Source organism: Vannielia litorea (assembly GCF_019801175.1).
GTDB classification, from domain to species: Bacteria; Pseudomonadota; Alphaproteobacteria; order Rhodobacterales; family Rhodobacteraceae; genus Vannielia; species Vannielia litorea_B.
Window position 1 is genome coordinate 2740128 of sequence record NZ_JAHVJR010000001.1, and the last position, 26206, is coordinate 2766333.

Genomic DNA, 26206 nt, shown 5'->3' on the forward strand with positions numbered 1-26206 from the left:
CGGCAGTTGCCGGACCGGCGCGGTGGGGTCAGAAGCCCTCTGCGCCGGGGCGCGGGTAGTTGCGGAAATACTCGGTCATCTGCCAGCGGATCAGCCGGTTGGCGTCGATCACCTCGTAGGGGACCCCTGCGCGGGCAGCGACGGTGCGGACCTGAAACTCGTAGGCATCTTCGCGGCCATCGGTGTCGATCATCACGACCTTGGGGGCGAGGCCTGTCTGGCTGGCGGCGAAAAGGGCCTGATGGACGCTGTCGATGGAGCTTCGCTTGTCGAGGCCGAGCTCGATGACCTCGTTTTCGGTGCGGCAGTCGACGCGGACGTAATGCAGATCGTAGCCGACGTTGTAGGGCACACGCGCTTCGGTTTCGCCAAAGGCGAACATCGAACAGTAGATCAGGGCGAGTGCGGTTTCGGACATCGGGCCTCCTGCGGGGAGGCTAGAGTGCCGTTAACCTTTTGTTAACGAAATTCTCGCGCGCCCTACAGACTGTCTTCGACCCGGAAGCCCTGCGGGATGCTGTCGCGGTCGTCGAGCACGAGGTCAGCCATGACGCGGGCCACGCCGGGGGCCATGCCGAAGCCGATCTTGAAGCCGCCGTTGGCGATGTAATGCCCGTCGCGGCCCGGCCATGCACCGAGCATGGGCGCGCGGGAGCGGGCGCGGGGGCGCAGGCCGGCCCAGCGTTTGACCACCGGCGCGCCGTGCAGGAGGGGCACGAGGGTGGCGGCTTTTTCGATCAGGGCGTCGAGTTGGGTGTCTGTCTCCAGCCCGTCGAACTCCCGCTCGGAAGTGGAGCCGATGGCGACGGTGCCATCGGCGTGGGGCACCACGTGGAGGCCGTCAGCGAAGAGCTGGGCGGCCTCGGGGGCGGAAAAGTGCAGCAGCGCGGCCTGGCCCTTGATCGGCGCGCCGACGGTCTTGCCGAGATCAGCAGAGAGGGCGGCGAGGCCCTCGGCACCGGTGGCCCAGACCACCCTGCCCTGTTCCTCGACCTCACCCATCAGCACCTCGCCGCCCGCCGCCGTGATCGCGGCGGCCAGCGCGGCGCAGGCGCGGGCGGGGTGGAGCCGCGCGGTGAGAGTATCGTGGACCCAGAGGCCGGTTTTGGAGAGCGGGGCGAAGGCGGGGGCATGATCGACCACCTGCCAGCTGGCGCGACCTTGCCAGAGCTCGGCGGCCCCGGCCTCGCGCGCGCGGGCCAGCGCCTCGCCGCCCGGCACCACGGGCTGCACGCGCCCGCTGCGGGCATAGCCGGGATCGACCCCGCCCGTGGTTTTGACGCCTTCCCAGAACGCCTCTGCCGCAAGCAGGCTCTCGAGCTGAAACGCCTTCTTGGGGTTCCAGTTTTCGGGCACATGGGGGGCCAGCGCGCCGACGACCCCGCCGGAGGAGCCTGCGCCGACGCCGCGCGTGTCGATCACCCGCACCTTGGCGCCGCGGCGGAGGCACGCCCACGCCACCGAGAGGCCAAAGACCCCTGCCCCGCGCACTGTGATGTCTGCCATGGACATTCCCTCGCCCCGCCGCCATTTTCCGCCCGAACACATAGGCCATCCCCCGATGCATCACCATCCCGCCCGGCTCGCATGGCGCGACAACGGCACCCCTGTTTCGACAAAGTTCGACGACCCCTATTTCTCGCTGGAGAACGGGCTGGCCGAGACGCGCCATGTGTTTCTTGCGGGCAACGGGCTGCCAGAGCGGCTGCGTGCGGGGTTTCACGTGGCGGAGCTGGGGTTTGGCACCGGGCTGAACCTGCTGGCGCTCTGGGCCGCCGCGCGGGAGGCGGGGGTGGCGGTGCGCTACACCGGGTTCGAGGCCTTCCCGATGACGGCGGAGGAGGCGGGCCGCGCGCTGGCACCCTTTGCCGGGGCCTTCCCCGATCTGGTTGAAACGCTGGTGGTGCAGTGGCCCGAGGCAGGCGGACGGATGAGCGCCGAGGGGCTGGAGGCCGAGGTGATCACCGGGGACGCGCGGGCGTGCCTGCCCGGCTGGGATGGCCTTGCGGATGCGTGGTTTCTCGACGGGTTCTCGCCCGCGAAGAATCCCGAACTCTGGGAGCCGGAACTGATGGCCGAGGTCGCCCGCCACACCGCGCCGGGCGGCACATTTGCCACCTACACCGCCGCAGGCCACGTGCGCCGGGCGCTGGAGGCGGCAGGCTTTGCCGTGACGCGCCAGCCCGGCTTTGGCCGCAAACGCCACATGAGCACCGGAACACTGGCATGACCCAACAGACCCTCGGCATCCTGCTGATGATCGCGACCACCTTTGTGTTCGCCGTGCAGGACGGGCTCTCGCGCCACTTGTCGGAGACCTATCCGGTGATGATGGTGGTGATGATCCGCTACTGGTTCTTCGCGCTCTTCGTGCTGACCATCGCCGCCCGCGCCAAGGGCGGGCTGAAGGCGGCGGCGCGCTCCAACCGGCCATTCCTGCAGATTTTCCGGGGCGTTTTGCTGGCCGTCGAGATCTGCGTGGCGGTGCAGAGCTTTGTCTGGCTCGGGCTGGTGGAGGCCCATGCGATCTTTGCCTGCTACCCGCTGATCATCGCCGCCCTCTCCGGCCCGGTGCTGGGCGAAAAGGTGGGCTGGCGGCGGTGGACCGCGGTGGGCGTGGGGTTTTGCGGCATTCTCGTGATCCTGCGGCCCGGCTTTGGCGTATTCACCCCCGCTTCGTTGATGGCACTGGCCAGCGCGCTGATGTTCGCGCTCTATGGGCTGCTGACGCGCTACGCCTCACGCTATGACACCACGGCCACGAGTTTCTTTTACACCGGCACCACGGGGGCGGTGGTGATGACCGCCGCCGCGCTTTGGCAATGGACCCCAATGACCGGTACCGACTGGCTCTGGATGGGGAGCCTGTGCCTGGCCGGGGTGACCGGGCATTGGCTGCTGATCAAGACCTACGAGGTGGCCGAGGCAAGCGCGGTGCAGCCCTTTGCCTATTTCCAGCTGGTCTTCTCGTCGATCATCGGGGTGCTGTTCTGGAGCGATATCCTGCCGCCCGCGACGGTGGTGGGCGCGGCCATCGTGGTGAGCGCGGGGCTGTTCACGCTCTGGCGCGAGCGGCAGGCCTGAGGGCGGCAAGGCGCCGGATCGGGGCTTTTCCCCGGCCTGCGGCTTGCCTACGATGGGCCGGAATTGACGCTCCACGGATTTGACTGATGATCTTTGCCCTGCGCTGCTTCCTGCTTGCCCTCTGCCTCACCGCCACCCTGCCCGCCGCCCCTGCCCTTGCGCAGGACAGCGGCGAGAGCCAGCCGACCGGCACAATCGGCGTGGAGGAGAGCCGCGAGCAGGATGCGGCGATTGCCCAGCGAATCCGCACCATCCTGAGCGAGCTTGAGGGCTATGAGGATGTCACCGTTGCGGTGAAATCCGGCATCGTGACCCTGCGCGGTACCACGCTGGATGCCGCCAAGGCGCGGACGCTGAACGACCTTGTGAGCCGGGTCGACGGGGTGGTGGCCATCGAGAACGAGGTGGTCGAGAGCACTGACGTGGTGGAGCGGCTGAACCCGGCGGTGAAGCGGTTTCAGGAGCGGATCACCCAGATGATCGCATGGGCGCCGCTGCTGATCATCGCGCTCTGCGCCTTTCTGATCGTGGCCTTCCTCGGCGTGCTGCTGGCGCGGATGAAACAGCCGTGGGACCGGCTCGCGCCCAATGCCTTCATCGCCGATATCTACCGGATGCTGCTGCGGCTGGCCTTCGTGATTGCGGGCATCGTGGTGGCGCTGGATATCCTCAACGCCACCGCGCTCTTGGGCACCATTCTGGGTGCTGCCGGTATCATCGGTCTGGCCATCGGTTTTGCGGTGAAGGACACGGTGGAGAACTTTATCGCCTCGATCATGCTGTCGATCCGCCAGCCGTTCCGGCCCAATGACGCGATCGAGATCAACGGCGACGAGGGCAAGGTGATCCGCCTCACCAGCCGCGCGACGATCATCCTGAGCTGGGACGGCAACCATATTCGGATCCCCAACTCGACCGTGTTCAAGAGCCGGATCGTGAACTTCTCGCGCAACCGGGAACGGCGGTTTCTGTTTGATATTGGCTTCGAGGGGCCGGTCGACATGGAGGCCGCCCGCGCCATTGCACAGGAGACGGTGCAGGCCCTGCCCTTCACGCTGGAGACCCCGGCGGCGAGTGTCTGGATAGACAGCATCAGCGACGCCGGGATCATCCTGAAGGTGGCGGGCTGGATCGACCAGACCGAAACCTCGCTGCTGCTGGCCAAGGGCGAGGCGTTGCGGCAAGTGAAGGCGGCGCTGGAAGCGGCGGGCCTGTCGATCCCCGATACGACCTACCGGCTCCGGCTCGACCCGCCCTTCGGCGCCCTGCCCGCCCCGGCTCCCACCGCCGAGGAGGCGCCCGAAGAGCCCATGGCACCGACCGTGCCCGAAACCGTCACCCCGGCCCCGACCCCGATCACCGAAACCGCCGATGTGGGCGCGACCGAGGAGAAGGAACTGGAAGCGATGGTCGAAGCCGAGCGCGCCGAAGAGGGCCACGAGGACGACCTGCTCGACAACACGACCAAGGTGGAATAGCGGCCGAGCGACGCGCCCGCATTTTTCGGCGCATTTCCCGCGCCGGGGGGCTTGCGCACACGCCCGAGACTCAGTAGGAACCCCCTCGCCGTTGGGGTGTAGCCAAGTGGTAAGGCAGCGGTTTTTGGTACCGTGTACCGTAGGTTCGAATCCTACCACCCCAGCCAGGCACTTTCCTGAAATCGTGCGGTGCACGTTTGGCTCCACTATGTGGCGTGAGTTCAAAGGCTTGCGCAGGAGCGGTCACGATGTTTCTCGCGACCGCTCCGCGCGCCGTTCAAAACGTCATCTGCCCGCCAAGCATGAGGGACAGACTGTTTTTGTTGCCGGGATCCTCGAAACCGGTCTCGTATGAGACCTCGCCGAAGAGCGATCCGCGACCGTTGCCGAACCCGTGCCTGACGCCAAGTCCAAACTCGCCGGTCCAGTCCTCGGCCTCGGAAACAACGGGCGTTCCGGCGATGGTGGTGGTGGGGCCATCGGCCAGTTCGCGGTAGATCATCGCCGAACCGTAGAGGGTCAGGCCCTCACCGCTTGGGGCGGCATGTTCGGCATTCAGACCTAGCCCCACTCGCAGGCTTTCTGCGTTATCCAGGCTGGTGTCCAGCCCGCCGCCGCTGGCGAAATCGTCGAATTCAACCGTCGCATAGCGGACCTGCCCCCTAGGTGTGAGGGTCCAGCCGGTTCCGGCCACTGTCATCCGCTTACCGATTTCCACGGCGCCGGCATAGCTCTCGCCTTCCGTGCTGCTTTCGGCGCCACCGGACATCACCGTGCTGTCGAAGGTGGTGTATTGAAGCTGGCTGTCCAGATAGAAGCCCGAATTCCCGTACCACGTTGCTGAAAGGCCCGCGGACAGGGCATCGGTTGTGATCGAGGCGGGTCCGGAGTCCGACTTAAGATCGGTCTCGGCCGAGCCCAGTGACAGGTTGGCCCCAACCACCAGCTGGCCCGCATCGGACTCCACAAGGCCGAGATTCACCCCACCACGAAGCCGAAACTCCTTCGTCTCGCCGCGATAGTCCGTACCCGAGGACACCGGCGCAAACCGCGACGTTCCGGCATCGATGATGAACCACGCGCCCTTGGTCTGACCGAATGCACCCATCTCGCCGGTCATGGCGAGGCCCGAGCGCTGGCTGAGGCTCGGCAGGTCGCTTTGCATGATCAGGGTCGTGGCCAGAGCTTCAAGCCCGACCACCTCGGCGACGAAGGCTCCGCTGGCGCCGAGCACGAAATCGCTGCCCACCTGTTCGATGTCGTAGACAAGGGCGCCAAGGCTGAGCGGAGCGTCCAGAACGAATGCATCTGCTGCTGATGTTCCGCTGACCGAGGCGATGATGATGTCATTGCCACTGGCCGTGCCGGACGAGACATCATTGAGCGAGATCGTCGTCGAACCGCCTGTCACATCGCCATTGACCAACATGCGGTCTGCGGTGGCAGCGGCGAAATCGACATCGATCAGCATGGCTCCGCCACCGTCATAGGTGCCGTTGACGGTTACGGTCTCGCCAGTGGTGCCGTTCTGCATGTTGATGGTGCCGCTGTTGGCGAACCGCCCGCTGACCGTCATCGAACTGCCCGAGGCAAGCGCCAGCAGATTGGCATTGGAAAACGCCCCGGCGCCGCCGAGCGTGACGTTCAGAGAGCCGCCGCCGACGGAAATGGTTCCGTCGTTGAGGATATCCTCATCTCCGCTGGCGTCGCTGTCGCCGATCAGAAAGCCACCCGCCTCGAAAAGTATTGAAGCCCCAGACTGGTTGGTGATGACACCGGCATCGCGCAGTGTTCCGGCTGCACCGACGGTCATTGCCGAGGCGTTGGTCATCGAATTGCCGACCCCTTCCAGCGTCGCCCCGGCGCCGATGGCAATACCCGCAGAACCACTGGTGATGGTGATGGTCTGGGCCGACAGCGTGTCGCCGTCAGAAACAGTGACCAAGCCGGTCGAATCCTGAGTTAGCGTGGTAATCCCCGAAACAGTGCCGGTTGTCGTGACCGTGCCCGCACCGTCATTCTCCAGAGACCCGGCAAGGGTGCCTTCCAGCTCCAGCGTGCCAGAGTTATCGACATCGCCTGTGATCTCTCCGGTCGACCGTGCGATGCCGGAGTTGGCCAGGTCACCGCTCAAGCTGCCGCTGCCCAGAACCGTGACCGTGCCGCCATTGTTGGTCACATCGCCCGTCACCGCTCCGCCGACTTCGACATTGCCGTTGGTCTCTGCGGTAATCCCGAGGCCGAAAACTCCGCTATTGGCGACAAACTGGCCGCCGGTGACCGTGACGGCTCCGGTCACGCCGCCGACTGGATCGCTCGGGTCAGCCGGGTTTTGGGTGAAGGTTCCACCTGTGACCAGCAGCGTTCCGTTGAGCGTTCCGGACGATGTAAATGTGCCGTCATTCTGGACCATGTCGTCGGTCAGCGTCTGGCCGGATTGCAGCTCTATGTCCGACCCGTTGTTGGTCAGATCTAGGGCTGCGTCTTCCGAGATCAGAATGTTGCCACCATTGGCGACCACACCATTGGTGAATATCCCGCCCGCAATATCCAGCGATCCGCCGTCCGAAACAGTGACCTGCTGGGTCACGGTGCCCGCGTTCACCAGCGTGCCCGCGACCAGGTTCGTGCCGCCCACATCGTTCAACGTCGCATTCGCACCGACACTCACCGAACCATTGCCCAGGTCGATATCGTTGGTCAGCGTCGACGTGCCGTTGATACTGACCGTACCGTTGGTGACGGTGATCGGCGAGACGATCAAGGTCGATGCGCTCACGTCAAAAACGGCATCGGCGCTCAGCATCGTGATCTCACCACCAAAGACACCACCATCCGCGACCAGCGTGGCGTCACCGGTTAGCTCGATGTCATCAGCCACGAGCCCCCTGTTGATCAGCCTGCCGCCAGACAGATCCACCAACGCGTCAGCCGCATCGTCGAGCTGGCCATTCACGTTGATCGTTGTTGTCCCACCGCTCTGGACAAGTTGGGTGTCCAGCGTAGCCCCGCCGGCAATGTCGATATCCCCGCCGGTGATCGTGGTTGTCCCTACACTGGTGTTCGCGTCGACATTGAACGTCCCCGAGCCGCTGACTGTCACGTCGTCATTGAAGGTCCCGCCATCGGCAAGAAGCTCCCCGCCGCTGATAGCGACGTCGCCGGTGATCGTCCCTCCGATATCATTCTGCAACTCGCCGCCCGAAACTGTCAGGCCATCTGCGTCCTCCAACACACCGCCATTCGCAATGACAGTCGTGCCGCCGGTCTGGTTGTAATTTGTCTGCAGGGTGATGCCCGCCCCGTCGATCGCGATATTGCCACCACCGTTCGTCACGTTATCGGCTTGCGTGCTCGCATTGACGTTGAACCTGCCGTCATTGACGATAACATCGCCGAAGGTACCGCCATTGCCATTCAGTGTCCCGCCCGTCGCGGGGTCTCCGTCGCCATTGTCGATGGTCACAGAGCCCGTCACATCGCTGCCGACGTAGTTATTGAAGGTCCCACTTGCCCCGTCAATGATCACATCGCCCGCGACCGTGCCGGAGGGAACCCCGGAAATGTCGCCATTGTTGAAGGTTCCGCTGGTGACTGTCACCGTGCCATCCATCGTGCCGAAGTTTTCCACTTCGCCGCCTTCGACGTTCAGCGTCGCGTCAAGCTCCTGCCCCGACAGAATGTCGATGTCTCCACTCTGGATCGTCATCACATTCGCCTGCGTATCCGCAAAGACGGCCATCGTGCCGCCATTCACCAGGATATCGGCAAAGCTGCCACCCGCAGCGTTCAGGCTTCCCGCATTCACGGTCACAAGGTTACCCACCGAGCTACCGTCATAATTGTTGAAAGTGGCGCCCGACCCATTGAGCGTCACCGCGCCATCGACATTGCCCGTTTGGAGTGAGGGCCCAAATCCATTCTCGAAAGTGCCATCAAACAGGTTCACATTGCCTTCGACGGTGCCATAATTGTCTATGTCCCCGTTGCCGGTCATCTGAAGACCCGAGTCCAGCGTATTGCCGTCTTGGACCAAGAGAAGGCCAGTCCCCACCGAAATACCGCCCGCAGCGGTATCCGCCTGAATGATCATCATGCCGTTGTTCAACTGAACGCCGCCGGTGAAATCACCACCCGTGGCAAGCACACTGCCATCTACCACCGTGGTCAGACCTTTAGCGTCACCATCAGCGTTGGTGAAACTCCCGGCAATGTTGGTGACTGTGCCCAACACGGTGCCGCCTCCGTTCAGCAGCAGCGTCCCATTGTTGTTTACCACGGAATCCTCGGCGGCCGTGGACCCGGTGATCACAAGATTGCCGCCGTTGATCGCGTAGGTGCCTGCCGCCGCTACGCCGTCTTCAATGTTGGCCCCACTGAGGGTCAATGTTCCGGCGCCGCCGATGGTGACAGTGCCTTGATTTGAAATCATCGCCTCAATCGTGACGGCACCCCCATCCACGGTGATCCCCATGACCCCCGTGACATTTATGCTGTTAGTATCCGCATCACTGTTGACGATGCTGTACCCACCGGATTCGAAGGTCATCGAACCCGGCGCGACATTGTCGCCTAGGTCGATTTCGGCGGTCGCTCCACCAAGAGCGCGGAAAGTCAGGTCGTCGCCATCGCTGAATTCAACATTGGCACTGGTATCATCCTGCCAGTTCGGCACGGCACCATTGAGCCATGACCCGCCACCACTTTGAATCCCCGCGGTGACCGGATCGCTATCCCAGGTCAGACTTTCCGACTGCGCTTCGTGAGACGCTGCAAAGGCCGCGACAAGCGCCAAACACATGCATGGCACAAAGCTCGCCACCGTGCCTTTGAGATTCGCCAGATGGCGCCCGCGCAACCTCATTGAAGGTGAGGTGTAATTGCCTGATTGTGTTCTCATACGTTCCTCAAATTAATTCCTGAACTCCGCTACCTGATGGCTAGCGGAATCCTCCTGTCCATGTCTGGTTGCACCATCGGCATGTCCACATTTTGACAAGCGGCATCGAGGCCGCCGTTCGGTAGAGCGCTCTGTTCTGGACACGCTGGTGCGACGGAGCCCGGTTTGTGCTGATGCGCATAATCGTATCGGCTGGCCTCAGGCTGTGTGTCCTGAGACCTGGTGCACATGCCGACAGATAGGCAAAACACACCGCATCCTGAATTTTCAATCGCCATGTAATCTCGCAACAGCTCGAATGCCGCATTCCCAGAAAGGACTGCGAACCAATTCGACCGCGTTGCCCGGACTCGAACAACGCATTGGCTGTTCAAGCATTTTAGTGGCGTCGGTCTTGTCGCCACAGGTCTTCAAGCCATACCTGTAGACAGTTCTTGAGAAAATTTGTCAACGACTTACTGTTTACTGTGAACCCGGCCAGACTGTTCACCAACGATAGGTCGAGGTTCGGCAAGATTCTCGGCGCAGCAGGGAGAGATTCTGTGCCCTCGTTGCGGTCATCGATGAATGTCCTGAATGAACAAATACAGCCAACGACGGCTTTAGCAAAATGCATTGAAATTTGAGGGGGATGTGGCGAATGGCGGCTCTGGGCCGGAAGTGTTCTTAGCGACCAGCATAATCGGGGGATAGCTTGCTGCGTCACGGCCTCATCGGCGGGACTGATCAAAACTTAGACCGGCTACTTCCTTGAGATGGGCTTCGAAGAAGTCCGTGAAGGTCGCCACCAATGGCGGCAACACCTCATAGGGTGGATAGAACAGCGTCAGCCAGAGGGGCGGTGCGGACCAGTCGCTGAGGACGGTTTCGACTTCGCCGTTTGCTATCCCGTCACTGACGATGAAATCCGGCAGCAGCGCTATTCCGTTTCCGGCCTTGGCCAGGGCGTAGAGAAAGTCGCCGTTGTTGCTGAGGATCGAAGCGCCTGCGGTCACGTTGCGCGATCGCCCGCCATGGCTGAGCTTCCAGGTTTCCGCCCGGCCCGAGGCTGAATAGGACATGCAGACCGCCGGATCGAGATCGTCGGGCGTTTCGGGCTTCGGGGTACGGTTGAAGAGGTCCGGGGCTGCCACGAGGTGCCGAGGGACTTCGCAGATCTTGCGCCAGATGGTCGACTTGTCGGCAGGCGGGCCTGAGATGCGGATGGCGAGATCGCACCGTTCCTGGACGATGTCGATGAAGGCATCGGTCAATTGCACATCCAGCGTGATGTTCGGATAGGCCAGCCGGAACCTGTCGATCAGGCTTGGCATCAGTCGCAGGCCCAGCGACATCGGCGCGTTGATGGAGAGCCGCCCCCGGTCGGGGCGGGCGGATCGGGTGATTTCTTCGGTGATCCGGTCGAAGTCGGCAACGACAGGCGCATAGCGGGCGGCCATGGTCGCCCCGGCTGTCGTGAGCGAAACCTGCCGGGTTGTGCGGACCAGAAGCTGCTGGCCAAGGTCCTCTTCGAGCCGCGCGACGATGCGCGTGACAGAGGCCGGTGTCATCTTGAGGGCGCGGGATGCGGCGGCGAAACTGCTGAGCTCGACCACCTTCAAAAACACCCGGATCGGTTTGATGTCCTGCATTCGGAATTATTGCACTCATGACAATAGTGAGTGCAATGCCATTTCGATTAATGTGAATGGCGCCATGCCCTATCTTGGGATCAAGACACAGGGATCGCTTGAAAGGCACAGCCATGATTACCGAGATCAAAGGCCTGCATCACGTTACATCGATGGCAGGAGATGCAAATGAAAACAACGCGTTCTTCACCAATACCCTTGGCCTGCGCCGGGTCAAGAAGACCGTCAACTTCGATGCGCCGGAGGTGTATCACCTCTATTACGGGGACGAGGTGGGCACGCCCGGATCGGTGATGACATACTTCCCATTCGGGAACATGCCAAAGGGCCGCCGGGGCACCGGCGAGGTGGGAACGACCGAGTTTGCCGTGCCCAAGGGTGCGCTGGGATACTGGAAGGAGCGCCTCGCCACGCGCGGCGTGACCGGGCTGCATGAAAGCGCGTTTCTGGGCGAAAACCGGTTGGGTTTTGACGGGCCGGACGGGGACGGGTTTGCTCTGGTGGAAAGCGATCTGCGCGGCCGCACGCCGTGGACCGGAAGCGATGTGCCCGAAGATGCGGGCATTCTGGGTTTTCACGGCGCGCGCTTCAGCCTGCGGGATGCGGCGGCGACCGGCGAGCTATTGAGCTTCATGGGGTATCAGAAACACGAGAGCGACGGAGGGATCACCCGCTATCGGATCGAAGGAGGCAATGCCGCCGACACCATCGACCTTGAGGAAGTGCCGGATGCGCGCACGGCTGGGCAAGGCGCTGGATCGGTTCATCACATCGCCTTCGCGGTGGAGAACCGGGCAGCGCAGCTTGAGGTGCGCCGCGCCCTGATGGACACCGGTTACCAGGTGACGCCGGTGATCGACCGGGACTACTTTTGGGCGATCTACTTCCGCACGCCGGGCGGGGTGCTGTTTGAAGTGGCGACCAATGAGCCCGGGTTCGATCGGGACGAGGATACGGCGCATCTGGGGGAGGCTCTGAAACTGCCCACGCGCTACGAGCCGCATCGCGCCGAGATCGAGGGGCTTCTGCCCCCGATCTCTGGATAAGGAGCCGATCCATGGGAACGGAAAGCTATCACGCATTGACGAGGCCGCCGGAGCCGGGGGCACCGCTGATCTTTGCCTTCCACGGCACCGGCGGGGATGAAACCCAGTTCTTCGAGATTGCCGGGCAACTCCTGCCCGGCGCGGGCATCGTTTCGCCGCGCGGTGATGTCTCGGAGATGGGGGCCGCGCGCTTCTTTCGCCGGACCGGCGAGGGTGTTTATGACATGGAGGATCTGGCACGCCGGACTGAGGCGCTGGCCTCGTATGTCGCGGCGCACAAGGCGCAGCATCCGGGCAACCCGGTTTACGGGTTCGGCTACTCCAATGGCGCCAATATCCTTGCCTCGGTGACGATGGCGCAGCCCGATCTATTCGACCGGGTCGGGCTGCTTCACCCGCTGATCCCCTGGGCGCCAGATGCGGCTCCGGGCCTCGCAGGAACCCGGGTTCTGATCACCGCAGGCCGGCGCGACCCGATTTGCCCATGGCCGCTGACCGAGCGGCTGATCGGCTGGTACGCTGAGCAGGGGGCCGAGGTTGCGACAGAAATCCATGACGGCGGGCATGAGGTGCGCCAGCCGGAGCTTGTGGCTCTGCAGAGCCTCGTGACAACGGACTGACCTCGCCGGGGCACGCCCTGCTGCGCCGCCCTGCCTCAGATGAAGAAAGGAGCCCGGATCGTGGCCGACGTTGAGATCACTTACACCGAAACCGAGAGCAAGGGGCGCTACGTGGCGACCACGCCGGAGGCGGGGGGCGAAGCGGAGCTGACCACCTCCAAGGTCACGCCCACGCTGTTCATCGCTGACCATACCTTCGTGCCCGACAGCATGAGGGGCATGGGTGTGGCGCGGATGCTGGTTGATCGCCTGATCGACGATGCCCGGCGGCGCGGCGAAAGGATCGTGCCGCTATGCCCCTTTGTGCGGGCCCATGCGCTGAAGCATCGGGAAGAGCTGGCAGATGTCATCCAGTGGTGAGGCTGCCCGGCAAGAGAGACACCATCGAGAGAAAGGACAACCATGAGCTGGAACCCCACGCACAACCCCGAATGCCCGTTGGAGCACGCCGGGGAGATCGACACGCTCATCATTCCGCGCGCCCGTGATCTCGGCGGATTCGAGGTGCGGCGCGCCTTGCCCGCCCCGGCGCGGCAGATGGTGGGGCCGTTCATCTTTTTCGACCAGATGGGCCCGGCGGAGTTCATCACCGATGGCGGTATCGACGTGCGCCCGCATCCACATATCGGCCTCGGCACAGTGACCTATCTCTACCAGGGCGAGTTCGAGCATCGGGACAGCCTCGGCACGCATCAGATGATCTACCCCGGCGAGGTCAACTGGATGGTGGCCGGGCGCGGCGTGACCCATTCGGAGCGCACCAGCGAGGAGACCCGCGCAACCCGGCACAAGCTGTTCGGCATCCAGACCTGGATTGCCCTGCCCGAAGACCGCGAAGAGATGGCGCCGGATTTCGAGCATCACAAGGAGGCCACCTTGCCGCAGTTTCAGGACGGCGGGGCTAGGGCCCGGCTGATCCTCGGCGAGGCCTATGGCAAGGCGAGCCCTGTCACCATGCAATCGGAAACCTTCTATCTCGATGTCGTGCTCCGGCCCGGCGCCGCCTTCCCGCTGCCCGACGATCACGAGGATCGCGGCATCTATGTTTCTGAAGGCAGCATCGAGGTGAGTGGTGACACATTCGAGGCCGGTCGGATGATGGTGTTTCGGCCCGGTGACCGGATTTCGATCAAGGCCGGGCCGCAGGGGGCGCGGCTCATGGCGCTTGGCGGGGCGACGCTCAACGAGAAGCGCTACATCTGGTGGAACTTCGTCTCCTCCTCGAAGGATCGGATCGAGCAGGCGAAGGAGGACTGGAAGGCGGCAGATTGGGCCAACGGGCCTTTCAGGCTGCCCCCGGGGGATGAACAGGAGTTCATTCCGATCAGCGCCGAGCTTGAGCGCACCCGGCCCCGCGACTGGTAGGGCCGGGCGGGAACGGGGGCGGTCAGGCCTTTGGTCGCCCGAGATACAGGATTGTCAGGATGAACCAGAGACCGGCGATCATGGCGGTCTGCGCCCAATAGGGCCAGGTGGACCGGTCCTCCGAGAGCACCGAAGCCAGGGCCTCCGACATATTGACGGACGCGAGGCCGAGGGCAGTTGCCCCCAGAACGGCCAGGGCGATGGGGACGAGTTTGATATCCCGGGAGGCCGCGTAAAACAGGCCGACGTAGCTAAGGACTGCGAAGGAAATGATCTTGTCCTGGTAGGCGTAGAAGGGCGTGTCGTAATAGACGAAGAGAATGGGCACTTTGAGACCGAAGAAATGCGCAATCGCCATGCAGACGAAATAGGCGGTAAGCGCAAGGAGGCCGAAACGCAGGGTTTGGGGCATGAGTGGTTCCGTGGGTTGGAGATTTGCGGTCAGGGCTGCGAGGGACGGCTACCGGAGGGATGGGGTTGAAGGCTGACGGGGGGCGCCTCGAAGGATAGCGTGGCTCCGACGCGTTCAGGTCCGCGCTTTCTCGAAGGCTGACCATGCGGCCTCGAAGGTTTCGAAGTCGAAGCCAGGGGCGCGGGCGGCGTCCAGGACGATGGCTTCGGTTTTCTGCATCTTGGCGATCGCGGCGGCGATGGAGGCGATGTAGGGCTCGGGGATGACCAGCGCGCCGTGACGGTCGGCGTGGACAAGGTCGCCGTCGGCGATGGTCATGCCGAAGACGGTGACGGGTGTGCCGATCTCGCGGACATGGACGAAGGCGTGCGAGGGGCCGATGGAGCCGGCCAGGACCGGGTAGCCCTCGGGCAAATCGCCGAGGTCGCGCATTACACCGTTCGTCAGCGTGCCGGCGAGCCCGAAGCCCTTGTGGACGTTGGTGTTGATCTCGCCCCAGAAGGCGCCGACCGCGTTTTCGCCATCGAGATCTTCGACCACGGCCAAGGCCGGGCGCGGGCCGGTGGCCATGTGGCGGTAATAGTCCATCCGGCGGGCCTTGATCACCTCGGGCGCCTCCTCGGGCGGGGCGATGGCGGCGATCTTGGCGGTGCGGGCACGGCCCACGAGGGCACCGGCGGTTTGGTCGCTGCTGAGAATTGTTCCACGGGTGTAACGGTCAAACCCGCGTTTGCCTTCAATGACTTCGATGGCGTTGCAGACTGTGGGGGTGTCGACCTTTCGCAGCCGGTCTAGGGTCTCGGGGGTCATAGGGTCTCCAGCCAGCGGGCGAGGGCCGCGTTGGTCTCGTAGGGGCGTTCGAGGGTAGTGAGGTGTCCGGCGTGTTCGACGATCTCGAGTGTCGAGCCGGGAATGAGCGCGTGCATCAGTTGGTGGCGCTCGACGGGGCAGAGCCTGTCATGCCTGCCGCAGAGCACGAGCGAGGGCATCGAGAGCGCCTTCAGCGTGCCGGTCTGGTCGGGGCGGTCGCGGAGCGCGATGGACTGGTTGGTGAAGGCCTGCTGCCCGAGGTCCAGCGCCATGCGCCGGCAAAGATCGGGCAAATCGGGCGTGGCCGCTTCATCCGCGAGATAATGGGGGATCATCTCCTCTGTCATCACCGCGGCGAGGCCGTTGTTATGAACCCGCTCGATCTGTGGCGCCCGGCCTGCCTGCTTCTCCGGCAGTTCGGCCAGCGGGTTGGTATCGAGCAGCGCCAGCCCTGCGAGCCGCTCGGGCGCTTGGCGGGCCACCTCCATCGCGACGATCCCGCCCATCGAGAGGCCGCCGATCGCAAACCGCTCTGGGGCCTCGGAGAGAACCGCGGCGGCGAGGACTTGCATGGTGCAGGCCCCCGTCAGATCTGGCACGATCACCTCGCGCGCCTGACCGAACGCCGCGATTTGCGGCGCGAAGAGACGCGCATCGCACATCATTCCGGGCAGGAGCACGAGAGGTGTGGCGGACATGGGAGGCGTCAGCCTTTCCAGCTCGGGCCAGCCGGATCGGCGGTGCCGATGATGTGGTAGAGTGCGGCCTCGCCGGTCATCGACGGCACGGCGGAATGGGCGAGGTTCTCGGGCACCGACATGGTATCGCCCGGTGCCAGCGTGGCCGAACCGCCCTCCCAGCTCACCTTCCAATGGCCGGTGACGGGCATCAGGACGGAGGGCTTGTCATGGCTGTGTTTGCGCTCTGTCGCCGAACCGCGGGTGATGAAGTCGACCTCGAAGCCCGGCTTGTCACGCAGCAGGCCGGTTTCGCCGATCACCTTGCAGGGCTTGCGGTCGGCCAGCGCGACCATGTCCCAGTAGCGGGCGACGTGGTTGGGGAGCACCTCTGCTGTGGTCGGCTCGGGGCGCTTGGCCAGCTCGGCCTCGGACATCACCGGCATCGGCTTGACGCCGTCGGGGAGGCGCTGCTGTTTCTTGCTGTCGTAGAGCTTGCCGTTCTCGCCCAGCACGAGGCCGTGGTCGGCGGCGTCCTCGATCACCTGCGGCGCCCACATGACACCGCCGCCGGCATCATCGCCGCCAAGGATGGCCATGATCATTCCGTAGTCGGTGCCGATGTTCTCGAAGCCGCGGAAGATGCCAGTAGGGATGTTGAAGATATCGCCGGGCTCCAGCGTGACCTCGCCGGCGTCGCCCCAGCGGCCCCAGAAGAACCGCCAGCGGCCGGACAGCACGAAAAAGGCCTCTGCCGTGTGGTGATCGTGCAGCGAGTTTCGGCACTTGGGCGGTTGGCCTGCGGCGCCGATGTTGAAGCCGTGCGGGATCGAGATGTGCACGTGCTGGTCGGGGCTTTCGGACACCCCTCCACCGATGATGGTGAAATTCTCCTTCTGGTCGGAGCCGGGCGTGTGGGCGTCGATGAAGGCGGTCTTGCAGGGTTGCAGGTCGCCGTAGCGGACGATGCGGGATTCGATCTCTTGCGGGGTCATCTGTGTGGTCCTTCTGTCTGTATCCGTGGGGTGAGGGCGCGTGGCCCCTGCCCCGGCGGATGCAGGTTGAGCCGCCGCGCCCGCAGCCCAGCGCGATGCGCGTGAAAGCGCCGCGCGGTTTCTTGCGGGCAAGGCAGCATCAGAGGTCGCCCGTCTGGAGCAGGATCTGCTTCCAGATCGAGGTCTCGTCGTAGAGCGTCCATTCGCGGCGGATGCGGGGCTCACCGCCGACGAGCGCGCCCCATTCGACGTGGCTGATGCCCAGCACGAAGACCTCTGCGCCGGTAGGCGTGCCGAAGCCGCCCCAGCCTTCATGCTTGCCGTGCATGGTCCAGCGCAGGGCCGAGCGGGGAGGCATCATCGGATCGTGGCGGCCGATGGTGTGGTGGAGGGTGAACTTCGCGTTGGGGAAGGAGGCGCGGAGGCCCATCCAGAAGCGGTCTGCCCCGTCGAAGGACAGCGTATCAAGCCCGCCGGGGTAGTAGAGGTTGGCGCCGCGGTCGTAGGCCTCGGGGATCACGGTGAAATCGGCATTCATGATGCGGGTGAGCACATCGGCGTGGCGCTCGCCCCATTCGCTTTGATTGCCGCTGCCTTTGTAGGGGCCTTCGACATCATTGGCGGGGGTGTAGGGTTTGACGCAATGCTCCGGCCCGCCTTCGCGGGCGATCAGATCGCGGGCGTAGTCCTTGGGCTCCCAGCCGAGTTGGCGGACGATGGCACCCTGGTCGCGGATCAGCCACTCGTCGTCGATGGCGTTGTTCCGGGCGTGGCAGTCGGCGAGGATGCGGTAGTGCAACTGCTTGCCGGTGGGCGCGCCGTAGACGCCCGGGTTGATGTGGGTGGCGGTGGAATGCAGCCGGTGGCTGGAGAGCATCCCCTCCTCCGGAGTGCCGGACCAGATCACGTCTTCACCAAAAAGGGTTCGATCGGGAAACTCGGCCAGCGTTGCCATGGTGGCCGCGATGACGCCTTGGTTGCCGACGACGACGGAGGCGGGCGAGCGCACCACGATATCGGGCGCGTAATAGTCGTGCAGCGTGGCGATGCCACGGTCTTCCCATATCTCCTTGGTGATCCCGATGATGTAATCGGGGAAGTCACGGAACTTGGGGTCGAAGCCTTGCATCGGGGCAGTCATGTGCGGGTCCATCCTTGGGGTATTCGGGCCGAGCCGCGCACGATGAGCGGCGCGTCGATGGCGACCATGCGGGCCTCGGCTGTGTCGGGGGTGTCGATGTGGGCGAGCAGCGCCTTGACGGTCTCTTCCACCATCAGGTTGGCGCGCTGGCGCACGGTGGTGAGGTTGTAGGCGAGCCAAGCGGCGGGGGGCACGTCATCGTAGCCCACCACCGAAACGTCGCCGGGCACGGAGAGGCCCAGCTCGAAGCGGATCACATCCATCACGGCAAAGGCCATGTGGTCGTTGGCGATGAACACGGCGTCGGGGCGCTTGCCCGGGTCGGCGAACATCTCACGGGCGGCGGTGCGGGCGGTGTCGACCTCGTAATTGCCTACGGCGCGGGTGAAGAGCTCCTGCCCGCCCGCCTTCAGCCCCTCGAGAAAGCCTTGCTCACGGTCACGCTGGGTGGAGGCGCCTTCCCATCCGGCGATGTAGCCGATCCGCGTGTGCCCGCCGGCCAGAAGGAACTCGGCCACCTGACGCCCGCCCGAGAGATTGTCGGAGGTGACTGCGCTCAGGCCTTCGCCTTCCTCGTAGCGGTTGAATAGCACCACCGGCACGCCAGCTTTATCGCAGCGTTCGGCAAGGTCGGAGGACATGGCGATGGAGGCCAGCACGATGCCATCGACCTGATAGTCGAGGATCTCCTCGACCACGCTGTCGATGTTGCCCTTGGTCTGCGAGGCCATGAAAACCAGCACATGATAGCCTTGGGCCTGCAGTGCGTTGGAGAGCTTTTCGAGCGCCTCGGGGTAGAAGTAGTTCTCGAGATAGGCGACCACGAGACCGATGATCCGGCTCTTGCCGGAGACCATCGCGCGGGCGAGCACGTTGGGCCGGTATCCGAGTTCATCCGCAGCCTTGCGGACCTTGTCGATGGTCTTTTGCGAGGCGGAGGCGCCCGGTGTGAACACCCGGCTCACCGCCGACTGGCTCACACCCGCCTTGCGGGCCACGTCGAGTGAGGTCACCTTGCTATCTGTCATTGCCCGCCCTCAACCTGTCTGCCAGTTCCATTGCCATGCCGACGCCTATGGCAAAGCCGTCGCCTGCGGGAAAGGGCGTGATCGACCAGTGGCCGTTCTGCCAGTGCCGCCCGATCAGCGTGATCGCCTTCAGCAGGTCCAGCTCGGCCAGCCGGCGGCGCAGCACGTAGCGCACCTCGGAGGGCATTTGCTGCCAGAGGCGTTCGGCGGTGGCCTCGACCTCGGTCGGGGTCTGCTTTGGCTGGGGCTGGTTCATCGCGTGCATCATCAGTCCGCCGTCCAGCCGCCATCGACCATCAGGGCGGTGCCGGTGATGAGGCTGGCGGCATCGGAGGCCAGAAACACGGCGGCGCCCATGATGTCTTCGACCTCGCCCACGCGGCCGAGCTTGATCTTCTCTTCCACCCATGCGCGGCGTTCGGGACGATCGAAGGTTTGCCGGGTGAGCGGGGTGATGATGAAGGTGGGGCAGATGGTGTTGACGCGGATGCCCTTTGGCCCCCATTCGATTGCCATCGACTTGGTGAAGCCCTCCACCGCGTGCTTGGTGGCAGAATAGACCGCGCGGTCGACCCCGCCCACCTTGGCCATCTGGCTGGAGATGGTGATCAGCGAGCCGGGGCGACCCGCCTCCGCCAGCCCGCGCGCCACCGCGCGCGTGAGAAAATAGGCGCCCTTCACGTTGAGGCCGGTGGCTGCATCGAAATCCGCCTCGGTGGTTTCGAGCGCGGGGCTGTGGATCGCGAGGCCTGCGGAGTTGATCAGAATGTCGAAGGGGCCGTTTGCGGCCACGGCCGCCTCGGTCGCCGGGACATCGGCAACATCGAGGCTAAGGGCCGTGGCCGCATGGCCGCGGGCCTTCAGCGCGTCCTCCAGCGCCTCCAGCTTTGCGGCCGTCCTTGCGGCCAGCACTACCTCGGCCCCGTGCTCGGCCAACGCCACAGCGCAGGCCTGCCCGATGCCCGAGGAGGCGCCCGCCACGAGCGCGCGCTTTCCGTCCAGCCGGAAGGAGGGCGTGCGCGGCAGGTCCATCACACGTCTCCCACCGGAAAGGCGATGCGACCGGGGACCCGCACCTTGTTGAATTCACGCAGGCGGGCGAACACGTCGACCCCGAGCTGACGGTAGGCGTCGAGGATATCGACCATCACCCAGTTCTCGCGGATCTTGCCATTCTCGAGCCGCCAGAAATCGAGCGAGCGCATGGTGATCTTCTTGCCGGAGGGGGCAATGCCCATCCAGCCATCGTGGGTCACGGTCTGGATCATGTCGGGCCAGCCGGTGACAGCGGCGTAGTCGCCATCTCCGAAGAAGTGGTAGGTGATTTCATCCACATATTGGCCGCGGTCGGGCATGCCGTTGAGAAACGGGATCTGGTGCCAGTTGCGAAAGCCCGCAATACCCCGGCCGGTGCCAATGCCTGCCGGGCCATACCAGTTCATCCGGTCGTGCCAGAAGCGCGGCATCTCCATCACCTCCGGCCCGCCTTTGGACGGGTGGCGCTTCATGTGCTCCAGCATGGTGATGATGTGCTGCTGCGAGGCGCGGGATTTTTCCGCGTTCCACGGGCCGGGCACCATGCCATCGAGTGTGGCGGGGCCGGGGATGCAGAACTCGAGGCCGAGCGAGGGCGCCATCGGCCAGGCGTTGGCCTGCATCATCACCTCGGGGATGTCCCACAGCGTCTGGATCTCCACGACCTTGCCACCCTCGAAGCGGTAGAACTCGTGAAAGCGCATGTGGGTGAGGTGGCCGGTCGGAGGAATATCGAGCCACGGCCCGACAAAGGTGCCGAAGTAGTGGCCACCGCAGCCGACCCAGTTCGCACCATCTTCATCCGGCCCGCCCATCACGATCCAGTCCCGGCGCTCGAGGTCGGGCATGGCATCGAAAAGGGGCGCGTAGCAGGCATCGTAAAAGGCCTGCGGGCCGGTGAAGTCGCCGAAGGGGTGCGGCATGTGAATGACCGCATCCGGGGCGATCACCGCATCCAGCGCGGCGCGCACCTTGGCCTCGTCGAACTCCGACATGGCCGCGCGGAGCGGCGCGAGGGCCGCCTTGTTGGATGTGTGGGTATCGGTCATTCTGCGGCCACTCCGTAGGGCACGTTCTGTCCGCCGTAGCGGCGGACGCGGATGTTGCATTGTTCGGCATGGCCGACGAAGCCCTCGAGCATGCAAAGGCGAGAGCCGTATGCGCCGATCATGGCTGCGGCTTCATCCGTTGTTACCCGCTGATAGCTGTGGGTTTTCAGGAACTTGCCCACCCAGAGCCCGCCGGTGTAGCGGCCCGCCTGCTTGGTCGGGAGGGTGTGGTTGGTGCCGATCACCTTGTCGCCGTTGGCCACGTTGGTGCGCGGGCCAAGAAACAGCGCGCCGTAGCTGTGCATGTGCTCGAGATACCAATCGTCGCGGTCGGTCATCACCTGCACGTGCTCATAGGCCATCTCGTTGGCGACGCGCAGCATCTCGTCGTGGTCTTCGCAGAGGATGATGTCGCCGTAGTCGCGCCAGGAGGCGGCGGCGGTTTCGGCGGTGGGCAGGATCTGTAGCAGCCGGTCGATCTCGGCCAGCGTCGCCTCGGCCAGCTTGCGCGAGGTGGTGATCATCGCGGCAGGGGAGTTGTAACCGTGCTCGGCCTGACCCAGCAGGTCGGTGGCGCAAAGCGCGGCGTCGACTGTTTCGTCGGCAATCACCATCGTCTCGGTCGGACCGGCGAAGAGGTCGATCCCGACGCGGCCGTAGAGCTGGCGCTTGGCCTCGGCCACGAAGGCATTGCCGGGGCCGACGAGCATGTGCACCGGATCGATCGTTTCGGTGCCCAGCGCCATCGCGCCGATCGCCTGAATGCCGCCCAGCGCGTAGATCTCATGCGCCCCGCCGAGGTGCATGGCGGCGATGACCGCCGGGTTGGGCTCGCCCTTGAAGGGCGCGGTGGCGGCCACGATGCGCGGCACGCCGGCGACGGTGGCGGTGGCGACCGACATATGCGCCGAGGCGACCATCGGGAATTTGCCGGCGGGCACGTAACAGCCGACGGACTGCACGGGGATGTTCTTGTGGCCGAGAACGACGCCCGGCAGGGTCTCAACCTCGATATCGGTCATCGAGGCCCGCTGGGCGCGGGCGAAGTTCATCACCTGCTCTTGGGCGAACTTGATGTCTTCCATGTCGCGTGCCGAGACCTTGGACATCAGCCCTTCGATCTGGCCATCGGTCAGGCGGAAGCCCTCGGGGCTATAGTTGTCGAACTTCTGGCTCATCTCGCGGACGGCGGTATCGCCCCGCGCTTCGATATCCTTCAGCGCGGCCTCGACCACGCCGCGCACCTTGGCATCATCCTCCGCCCTGTCGGCCTCGGGCTTGCCTCGCTTGAGATATTCCACGGTCATCGCTCTTTTCCTTCAGTTTGCGGGCCGGGGCGGAACCTTGTCGCCCCGGTCGTAGGCTTCCCAGCCCTCGCCGCCGAACACATCGGTGCCGAGCTGGGCCAGAACATGGGGGAAATCGACCATCACCCAGTTGTCGGTGATCTTGCCGCCCTCCACTTTCCAAAAATCCATGTACCTGATTTCAATACGCTTTCCGGTGGGCGCCACACCCATGAAGGGGCCGGAATGGGTGGCCTCCTGCCGCCCGAAGGCGGCGGCCCACTCGCCCATGTAGAGGCGCGCCTCGTCGATGCAGGTCTTGTCGCTGAAGGCCGCCTGAAACGGGCGCTGCCAGTTGTCATGAAACTCCTGCAGCCCGGTCTTGGTGCCGCAGCCCTCATTGCCCATCCAGCGGAAGCCCTCGGCAAAGAACTGGCCGATATCGTCGATCCGGTGGTCATTGAGCCCGTCGACCATGCCCTCGATCACGGCGCGGGTCTCGGCTGTCTTGCTCATGTCGGTGTCTCTGCTGAGCACCGCCTGTTCGGGTCTGGAACCCTTCATCTGTCTGATCCTTCAAGTCTGCGTCGGGAAATTCGGTGAAGCGGGGTGAGCCGTTTCAGAAAATCCCGGGGCATCCGGTTCAGCGCGGGGTGGCGCGACAGGGCGGAATGGCGGGCGGAGGCGCTCATGCGGCGAGCCTTCCGCCCGAGAGGCGGGCCATGCGGGCCAGCACGTCGATGCCGAGTTGGCGGTAGAGGTCGAGCATGTCGACCATGACCCAGCACTCGCGCACGAGGCCATTCTCGACGCGCCAGAAATCCAGGCTGCGGCGGGTGATCTGCTTGCCAGTGGGCGCGAGGCCAAGGAACCCGTCGCCCGTGTGCAGCGCGGTGCCCGAGGGCCAGCCGGTGAAGGCCACGAGGTTGCCGTCGCCAAAGAACACGCCCTCGTCGAGACGGCGGGTATTGTCGGAGAGGCCCTCGCGGAACTGCCGGAAGATCAGCTCGGCAATCCCCGAATGGCCGCGCGCGGTGCCGAGACCGGTGGGGCCATACCAGACCGCGTTGGGGTGCCAGTAGCCACCCAAACCGCGCTCGGGGTCGTTCGCGGTGCCCTGCTTGAGATCGTGGAGCATATCCCAGACCACCTGCACCGAGGTGTCGCCCTGAGCGGCATCTTGCGGGGCGGTCAGCACCCCCTGCCCGTCTGCCGGGCCGGGGCACATCCACTCGACGCCGAGTTGCGGGGCCATCGGCCAGACGCCCGCTTGGAGCATGAGTTGCGGGATGTCCCACAGTCCCTCCATCTCGACCACGCGGCCCGCCTCGATGCGCAGGTACTCCTGATAGCGGAAGAAGGCGGGGCGCAGGGTGGACGGGATGCCGAGCCAAGGCGCGCGCAGGGTGCCGACGATATTGCCGCCAAGGCCGACCCAGTTGCCACTTTTGCCCGCGCCCCAACGCGGCCCGGCCATCATGATGAACTCGGTGCGCTCCATGTCGGGCATCGCCGCCATGAGCGGGGCATAGACCTGCTCCCACAGCGCCTCCGGCCCAACGATCTGCCCGTGCGGATGGCCCAGCCGGATCTGCGCATCGGGTGCGAAAGCCGCCTTGAGCGCGGCGCGCACCGCCGCCCCTTCGCCCGAGCGCAGGGCCCGGCGCAGGGGCGCAAGCAGCGCCTTGTTGTCGTCGTGCAGGCTCACCCTTTCACCGCCCCTGCGGTCAGGCCGCTGACGATCTGGCGCTGGAAGAACATCACCAGCAGGAAGAGCGGCGCGGTGGCCGAGACCACGGCGGCGACGGCGAACATCACGTTGCCTTCCACCTGTGTGGTGCCGAGGAAGCTGGCGATGGCCGGGATCATGGTTTCGTTCTCCGACGACAGCAGCATCGAGGTGACCGCAAAGTCGTTGTAGGCCAGCAGAAAGCTGAACAATCCGGTGGTGATGACGCCGGGCCACATGACCGGGATGATCACGTGCCGGAAGGCCTGGAACCGGGTGCATCCGTCGACCATGGCGCTCTCGTCCATGTCCTTGGGGATGTTCAGGAAGAAGCTGTGCAGCATCCAGAGCGTGAAGGGCTGATTGATGGCCACGAGCACGATGATGGTGGTGGGCAGGATGCCCCAGACGTTCCACTCGAAGAACGGCAGCAGGTAGCCCGAGACCAGCGTGATGTGCGGCATGGCGCGGAAGACCAGCGCGGCCATCAGGATCCAGAAGGCATAGCGTTTGCCGGAACGCGCCAGGGCGTAGCCGCCCAGCGTGCCGAAGGTGAGCGAGATGATGACGGTGAAGAACACCACGATCAGCGTGTTCAGAACCGGGCGCCAGAATTCCTCTTGCACCCATGCGCCGTAGTAGCCGCGGGTGGTGAAGGCCGCGCCAGTCTCGCGGATGGTTTCGGCGCCGGTGAGCGCGTTGGTCCAGTCGGCCTTCGAGAAGAAGTCGGCCTGCACCTTGAAGCTGCCCCAGAGGGTCCAGAAGAACGGGAAGGCGGCGATGACCAGCCATGCGGCGACGAGGGCCAGCGAGATGATCTTCAGCGGCGTGGTGCGGGAGAGGGCCTGTGTGCTCATGGTCGTCTCCTCAGTGGGCTGCTTTGCGGGTGTAGTCGCGCCAGGTGCGGATCAGCACCGGCATCAGAAGGATCGCCACGCCGATGATGGTCATCATCGAGGTCGCCCCTGCGGAGCCGTAGAGCGGGTTTCCGCTTTCGCGCAGGTCGTTGTAGATGATCCACGACAGCGTTGGCGCATGGGCCTGGGCCTGGAAGCTGACCACCGGTTCGAAGACCCGGAAGTTGTCCATCAGCTGGATCAGGGTAACGAAAGTGACCAGCGGCATCAGGTGCGGGATCGTGACGTAGCGCATGCGCTGCCAGGTGGTGGCGCCGTCGATCATGGCGGCCTCCATCGTGTCTTTCGGCTGGGTCTGGAGACCGGCGTAGAAGACGATGAAGCTGAAGGGCAGCGAGTGCCACACGCCGTAGACCATGAGCATCATCCAGGTCAGCGCGGGCGAGGCCTTGAGGCTGAGCGAGGGGTCGTCGAAGAGCGACTGCAGCGAGTTGCCGATGATCCCGTCGCCATCGACCATCCAGAACAGGATCAGCGCGCCGACCAGCGGGGTCACGATCATCGGCAGCAGCGAGAAGAAGATGGTCGGGCCCTTCAGCAGCTTGGGGAGGTTGTTCACGCCTGTCGCCACGGCGAGGCCCAGCACCAGCACGCAGGGGGTGACGATGGCGGTGTAGGCCATGGTGAAGAGGAGCGCCTTGTAGAACGGCAGGTTAAACATGCGGTTCAGGAAGGCGAGGAAGCTGTCGGTGGTGCGCCACGCTTCCGCCACCTCGGCAAAGGCGAGGTGGGAGCGGTTGGTGTAGGTCTTCAGCCCGTTGAAGCGCCCAAGCGGCTGCGCCTCGCGCAGGGCCTCGGTGGCGGCGGCATCGACGGCGGTTGTCTCGGAGCAGCCGAAGGGGCCGCAGCTTTCGGAGACCACGAGCACCTGTTCGTGCTCGATGTGAAGCGACTGGATGAAGACCGATACGATCGGCAGGGCGATGAAGAGGACCATCGCCGAGAGCGTCGGCAGGATGAACCAGAAGAAGGTACGGTTTTTCATCGGCGCGCGCTCCGGCTG

Annotated in this window: 25 protein-coding genes and 1 tRNA gene; 8 read left to right on the forward strand and 18 right to left on the reverse strand. The window is 64.6% G+C overall.

Annotated features, from left to right (window positions below; all coding sequences use genetic code 11):
- Positions 1-28: 28 nt before the first annotated feature.
- Together KUV38_RS13475 and KUV38_RS13480 are read right to left on the reverse strand one after the other, a co-directional pair.
- On the reverse strand, positions 29-418 hold the full coding sequence (locus KUV38_RS13475) for a hypothetical protein (protein WP_222470542.1): 390 nt from the start codon (positions 416-418) through the stop codon (positions 29-31).
- Positions 419-480: 62 nt separating this feature from the next.
- Positions 481-1512, reverse strand: a complete 1032-nt coding sequence (locus tag KUV38_RS13480) for an NAD(P)/FAD-dependent oxidoreductase (protein ID WP_222470543.1) — start codon at positions 1510-1512, stop codon at positions 481-483.
- A 49-nt stretch (positions 1513-1561) separates the two neighbouring features.
- Here KUV38_RS13480 and mnmD point away from each other — a divergent pair, with 49 nt between their 5' ends.
- The 4 genes from mnmD to KUV38_RS13500 all read left to right on the forward strand — a co-directional run bounded on the left by mnmD (position 1562) and on the right by KUV38_RS13500 (position 4729).
- Positions 1562-2230 carry a tRNA (5-methylaminomethyl-2-thiouridine)(34)-methyltransferase MnmD gene (gene mnmD, locus KUV38_RS13485; protein WP_261385223.1) on the forward strand — a complete coding sequence of 223 codons (669 nt, stop codon included), beginning with the start codon at positions 1562-1564 and terminating at the stop codon, positions 2228-2230.
- The gene (locus KUV38_RS13490) at positions 2227-3084 is read left to right on the forward strand and encodes a DMT family transporter (protein ID WP_222470545.1); all 858 of its coding nucleotides are present in this window, start codon (positions 2227-2229) and stop codon (positions 3082-3084) included. Before mnmD ends, KUV38_RS13490 begins: the two co-directional genes overlap by 4 nt.
- 86 nt (positions 3085-3170) lie before the next feature.
- Positions 3171-4562, forward strand: a complete 1392-nt coding sequence (locus KUV38_RS13495) for a mechanosensitive ion channel domain-containing protein (protein WP_222470546.1) — start codon at positions 3171-3173, stop codon at positions 4560-4562.
- A gap of 92 nt (positions 4563-4654) precedes the next feature.
- Positions 4655-4729 (forward strand) — tRNA-Gln (locus tag KUV38_RS13500).
- A 110-nt stretch (positions 4730-4839) separates the two neighbouring features.
- Here KUV38_RS13500 and KUV38_RS13505 read toward each other — a convergent pair.
- Together KUV38_RS13505 and KUV38_RS13510 are read right to left on the reverse strand one after the other, a co-directional pair.
- Complete coding sequence (locus tag KUV38_RS13505; protein WP_222470547.1) at positions 4840-9426, reverse strand: beta strand repeat-containing protein; 4587 nt, start codon at positions 9424-9426, stop codon at positions 4840-4842.
- A 746-nt stretch (positions 9427-10172) separates the two neighbouring features.
- Entirely contained in the window at positions 10173-11093 is a 921-nt protein-coding gene (locus KUV38_RS13510) for a LysR family transcriptional regulator (RefSeq protein WP_222470548.1), read from the reverse strand.
- 113 nt (positions 11094-11206) lie between these two features.
- On the opposite strand from KUV38_RS13510, the gene KUV38_RS13515 reads away from it, so the two are divergent.
- From KUV38_RS13515 to KUV38_RS13530, 4 genes are read left to right on the forward strand one after another with little or no spacing between them, the layout of a single operon-like run.
- Entirely contained in the window at positions 11207-12139 is a 933-nt protein-coding gene (locus KUV38_RS13515; protein WP_222470549.1) for a ring-cleaving dioxygenase, read from the forward strand.
- 11 nt (positions 12140-12150) lie between these two features.
- The gene (locus tag KUV38_RS13520) at positions 12151-12759 is read left to right on the forward strand and encodes an alpha/beta hydrolase (RefSeq protein WP_222470550.1); all 609 of its coding nucleotides are present in this window, start codon (positions 12151-12153) and stop codon (positions 12757-12759) included.
- Positions 12760-12798: 39 nt separating this feature from the next.
- Positions 12799-13119 (forward strand): GNAT family N-acetyltransferase, encoded by a 321-nt coding sequence (locus KUV38_RS13525; RefSeq protein ID WP_222470551.1) that lies wholly within the window; start codon positions 12799-12801, stop codon positions 13117-13119.
- A gap of 42 nt (positions 13120-13161) precedes the next feature.
- Complete coding sequence (locus tag KUV38_RS13530) at positions 13162-14124, forward strand: pirin family protein (RefSeq protein WP_222470552.1); 963 nt, start codon at positions 13162-13164, stop codon at positions 14122-14124.
- A gap of 22 nt (positions 14125-14146) precedes the next feature.
- On the opposite strand, the gene KUV38_RS13535 is transcribed toward KUV38_RS13530, so the two are convergent.
- The 14 genes from KUV38_RS13535 to KUV38_RS13600 all read right to left on the reverse strand — a co-directional run bounded on the left by KUV38_RS13535 (position 14147) and on the right by KUV38_RS13600 (position 26188).
- A complete protein-coding gene (locus KUV38_RS13535; RefSeq protein WP_222470553.1) occupies positions 14147-14536 on the reverse strand; it encodes a hypothetical protein in 390 nt (129 codons plus the stop codon).
- A 114-nt stretch (positions 14537-14650) separates the two neighbouring features.
- Positions 14651-15346 carry an RraA family protein gene (locus KUV38_RS13540; protein WP_222470554.1) on the reverse strand — a complete coding sequence of 232 codons (696 nt, stop codon included), beginning with the start codon at positions 15344-15346 and terminating at the stop codon, positions 14651-14653.
- Positions 15343-16044, reverse strand: coding sequence for an alpha/beta fold hydrolase (locus KUV38_RS13545; protein WP_222470555.1), 702 nt, complete (start codon positions 16042-16044; stop codon positions 15343-15345). Before KUV38_RS13545 ends, KUV38_RS13540 begins: the two co-directional genes overlap by 4 nt.
- Positions 16045-16052: 8 nt before the next feature.
- The gene (locus KUV38_RS13550; RefSeq protein WP_222470556.1) at positions 16053-17018 is read right to left on the reverse strand and encodes a cupin domain-containing protein; all 966 of its coding nucleotides are present in this window, start codon (positions 17016-17018) and stop codon (positions 16053-16055) included.
- 139 nt (positions 17019-17157) lie between these two features.
- Entirely contained in the window at positions 17158-18147 is a 990-nt protein-coding gene (locus tag KUV38_RS13555) for an ester cyclase (protein WP_222471079.1), read from the reverse strand.
- An 8-nt stretch (positions 18148-18155) separates the two neighbouring features.
- Positions 18156-19187, reverse strand: a complete 1032-nt coding sequence (locus KUV38_RS13560; protein ID WP_222470557.1) for a LacI family DNA-binding transcriptional regulator — start codon at positions 19185-19187, stop codon at positions 18156-18158.
- Entirely contained in the window at positions 19177-19455 is a 279-nt protein-coding gene (locus KUV38_RS13565; RefSeq protein ID WP_222470558.1) for a hypothetical protein, read from the reverse strand. The genes KUV38_RS13560 and KUV38_RS13565 overlap by 11 nt, the downstream gene beginning before the upstream one ends.
- On the reverse strand, positions 19455-20219 hold the full coding sequence (locus KUV38_RS13570; protein WP_222470559.1) for an SDR family NAD(P)-dependent oxidoreductase: 765 nt from the start codon (positions 20217-20219) through the stop codon (positions 19455-19457). Before KUV38_RS13570 ends, KUV38_RS13565 begins: the two co-directional genes overlap by 1 nt.
- On the reverse strand, positions 20219-21271 hold the full coding sequence (locus tag KUV38_RS13575; protein WP_222470560.1) for an ester cyclase: 1053 nt from the start codon (positions 21269-21271) through the stop codon (positions 20219-20221). The genes KUV38_RS13570 and KUV38_RS13575 overlap by 1 nt, the downstream gene beginning before the upstream one ends.
- Complete coding sequence (gene hisD / locus KUV38_RS13580) at positions 21268-22578, reverse strand: histidinol dehydrogenase (protein ID WP_222470561.1); 1311 nt, start codon at positions 22576-22578, stop codon at positions 21268-21270. The genes KUV38_RS13575 and hisD overlap by 4 nt, the downstream gene beginning before the upstream one ends.
- Before the next feature lie 12 nt (positions 22579-22590).
- Positions 22591-23121: an ester cyclase gene (locus KUV38_RS13585; RefSeq protein ID WP_222470562.1), complete on the reverse strand. Its 531-nt coding sequence runs from the start codon at positions 23119-23121 to the stop codon at positions 22591-22593.
- A gap of 124 nt (positions 23122-23245) precedes the next feature.
- Positions 23246-24265 (reverse strand): ester cyclase, encoded by a 1020-nt coding sequence (locus KUV38_RS13590; RefSeq protein ID WP_222470563.1) that lies wholly within the window; start codon positions 24263-24265, stop codon positions 23246-23248.
- Positions 24262-25143, reverse strand: coding sequence for a carbohydrate ABC transporter permease (locus KUV38_RS13595; RefSeq protein ID WP_213544443.1), 882 nt, complete (start codon positions 25141-25143; stop codon positions 24262-24264). Before KUV38_RS13595 ends, KUV38_RS13590 begins: the two co-directional genes overlap by 4 nt.
- A gap of 10 nt (positions 25144-25153) precedes the next feature.
- Positions 25154-26188, reverse strand: coding sequence for a carbohydrate ABC transporter permease (locus KUV38_RS13600; RefSeq protein WP_222470564.1), 1035 nt, complete (start codon positions 26186-26188; stop codon positions 25154-25156).
- Positions 26189-26206: the final 18 nt, after the last annotated feature.

What these genes read in the sequence shown, in the direction of transcription:
- KUV38_RS13525 (WP_222470551.1), top strand. Translation starts at nt 12,799, where the DNA reads ATGAAGAAAGGAGCCCGGATCGTGGCCGACGTTGAGATCACTTACACC.
- KUV38_RS13495 (WP_222470546.1), top strand. Translation starts at nt 3,171, where the DNA reads ATGATCTTTGCCCTGCGCTGCTTCCTGCTTGCCCTCTGCCTCACCGCC.
- KUV38_RS13595 (WP_213544443.1), bottom strand. Translation starts at nt 25,143, where the DNA reads ATGAGCACACAGGCCCTCTCCCGCACCACGCCGCTGAAGATCATCTCG.
- hisD (WP_222470561.1), bottom strand. Translation starts at nt 22,578, where the DNA reads ATGACCGTGGAATATCTCAAGCGAGGCAAGCCCGAGGCCGACAGGGCG.
- KUV38_RS13600 (WP_222470564.1), bottom strand. Translation starts at nt 26,188, where the DNA reads ATGAAAAACCGTACCTTCTTCTGGTTCATCCTGCCGACGCTCTCGGCG.
- KUV38_RS13550 (WP_222470556.1), bottom strand. Translation starts at nt 17,018, where the DNA reads ATGACCCCGCAAGAGATCGAATCCCGCATCGTCCGCTACGGCGACCTG.
- KUV38_RS13530 (WP_222470552.1), top strand. Translation starts at nt 13,162, where the DNA reads ATGAGCTGGAACCCCACGCACAACCCCGAATGCCCGTTGGAGCACGCC.
- KUV38_RS13515 (WP_222470549.1), top strand. Translation starts at nt 11,207, where the DNA reads ATGATTACCGAGATCAAAGGCCTGCATCACGTTACATCGATGGCAGGA.
- KUV38_RS13505 (WP_222470547.1), bottom strand. Translation starts at nt 9,426, where the DNA reads ATGAGGTTGCGCGGGCGCCATCTGGCGAATCTCAAAGGCACGGTGGCG.
- KUV38_RS13540 (WP_222470554.1), bottom strand. Translation starts at nt 15,346, where the DNA reads ATGACCCCCGAGACCCTAGACCGGCTGCGAAAGGTCGACACCCCCACA.
- KUV38_RS13570 (WP_222470559.1), bottom strand. Translation starts at nt 20,219, where the DNA reads ATGGACCTGCCGCGCACGCCCTCCTTCCGGCTGGACGGAAAGCGCGCG.
- KUV38_RS13535 (WP_222470553.1), bottom strand. Translation starts at nt 14,536, where the DNA reads ATGCCCCAAACCCTGCGTTTCGGCCTCCTTGCGCTTACCGCCTATTTC.
- KUV38_RS13555 (WP_222471079.1), bottom strand. Translation starts at nt 18,147, where the DNA reads ATGCAAGGCTTCGACCCCAAGTTCCGTGACTTCCCCGATTACATCATC.
- KUV38_RS13585 (WP_222470562.1), bottom strand. Translation starts at nt 23,121, where the DNA reads ATGAAGGGTTCCAGACCCGAACAGGCGGTGCTCAGCAGAGACACCGAC.
- KUV38_RS13565 (WP_222470558.1), bottom strand. Translation starts at nt 19,455, where the DNA reads ATGATGCACGCGATGAACCAGCCCCAGCCAAAGCAGACCCCGACCGAG.
- KUV38_RS13545 (WP_222470555.1), bottom strand. Translation starts at nt 16,044, where the DNA reads ATGTCCGCCACACCTCTCGTGCTCCTGCCCGGAATGATGTGCGATGCG.
- KUV38_RS13480 (WP_222470543.1), bottom strand. Translation starts at nt 1,512, where the DNA reads ATGTCCATGGCAGACATCACAGTGCGCGGGGCAGGGGTCTTTGGCCTC.
- mnmD (WP_261385223.1), top strand. Translation starts at nt 1,562, where the DNA reads ATGCATCACCATCCCGCCCGGCTCGCATGGCGCGACAACGGCACCCCT.
- KUV38_RS13510 (WP_222470548.1), bottom strand. Translation starts at nt 11,093, where the DNA reads ATGCAGGACATCAAACCGATCCGGGTGTTTTTGAAGGTGGTCGAGCTC.
- KUV38_RS13490 (WP_222470545.1), top strand. Translation starts at nt 2,227, where the DNA reads ATGACCCAACAGACCCTCGGCATCCTGCTGATGATCGCGACCACCTTT.
- KUV38_RS13475 (WP_222470542.1), bottom strand. Translation starts at nt 418, where the DNA reads ATGTCCGAAACCGCACTCGCCCTGATCTACTGTTCGATGTTCGCCTTT.
- KUV38_RS13560 (WP_222470557.1), bottom strand. Translation starts at nt 19,187, where the DNA reads ATGACAGATAGCAAGGTGACCTCACTCGACGTGGCCCGCAAGGCGGGT.
- KUV38_RS13575 (WP_222470560.1), bottom strand. Translation starts at nt 21,271, where the DNA reads ATGACCGATACCCACACATCCAACAAGGCGGCCCTCGCGCCGCTCCGC.
- KUV38_RS13520 (WP_222470550.1), top strand. Translation starts at nt 12,151, where the DNA reads ATGGGAACGGAAAGCTATCACGCATTGACGAGGCCGCCGGAGCCGGGG.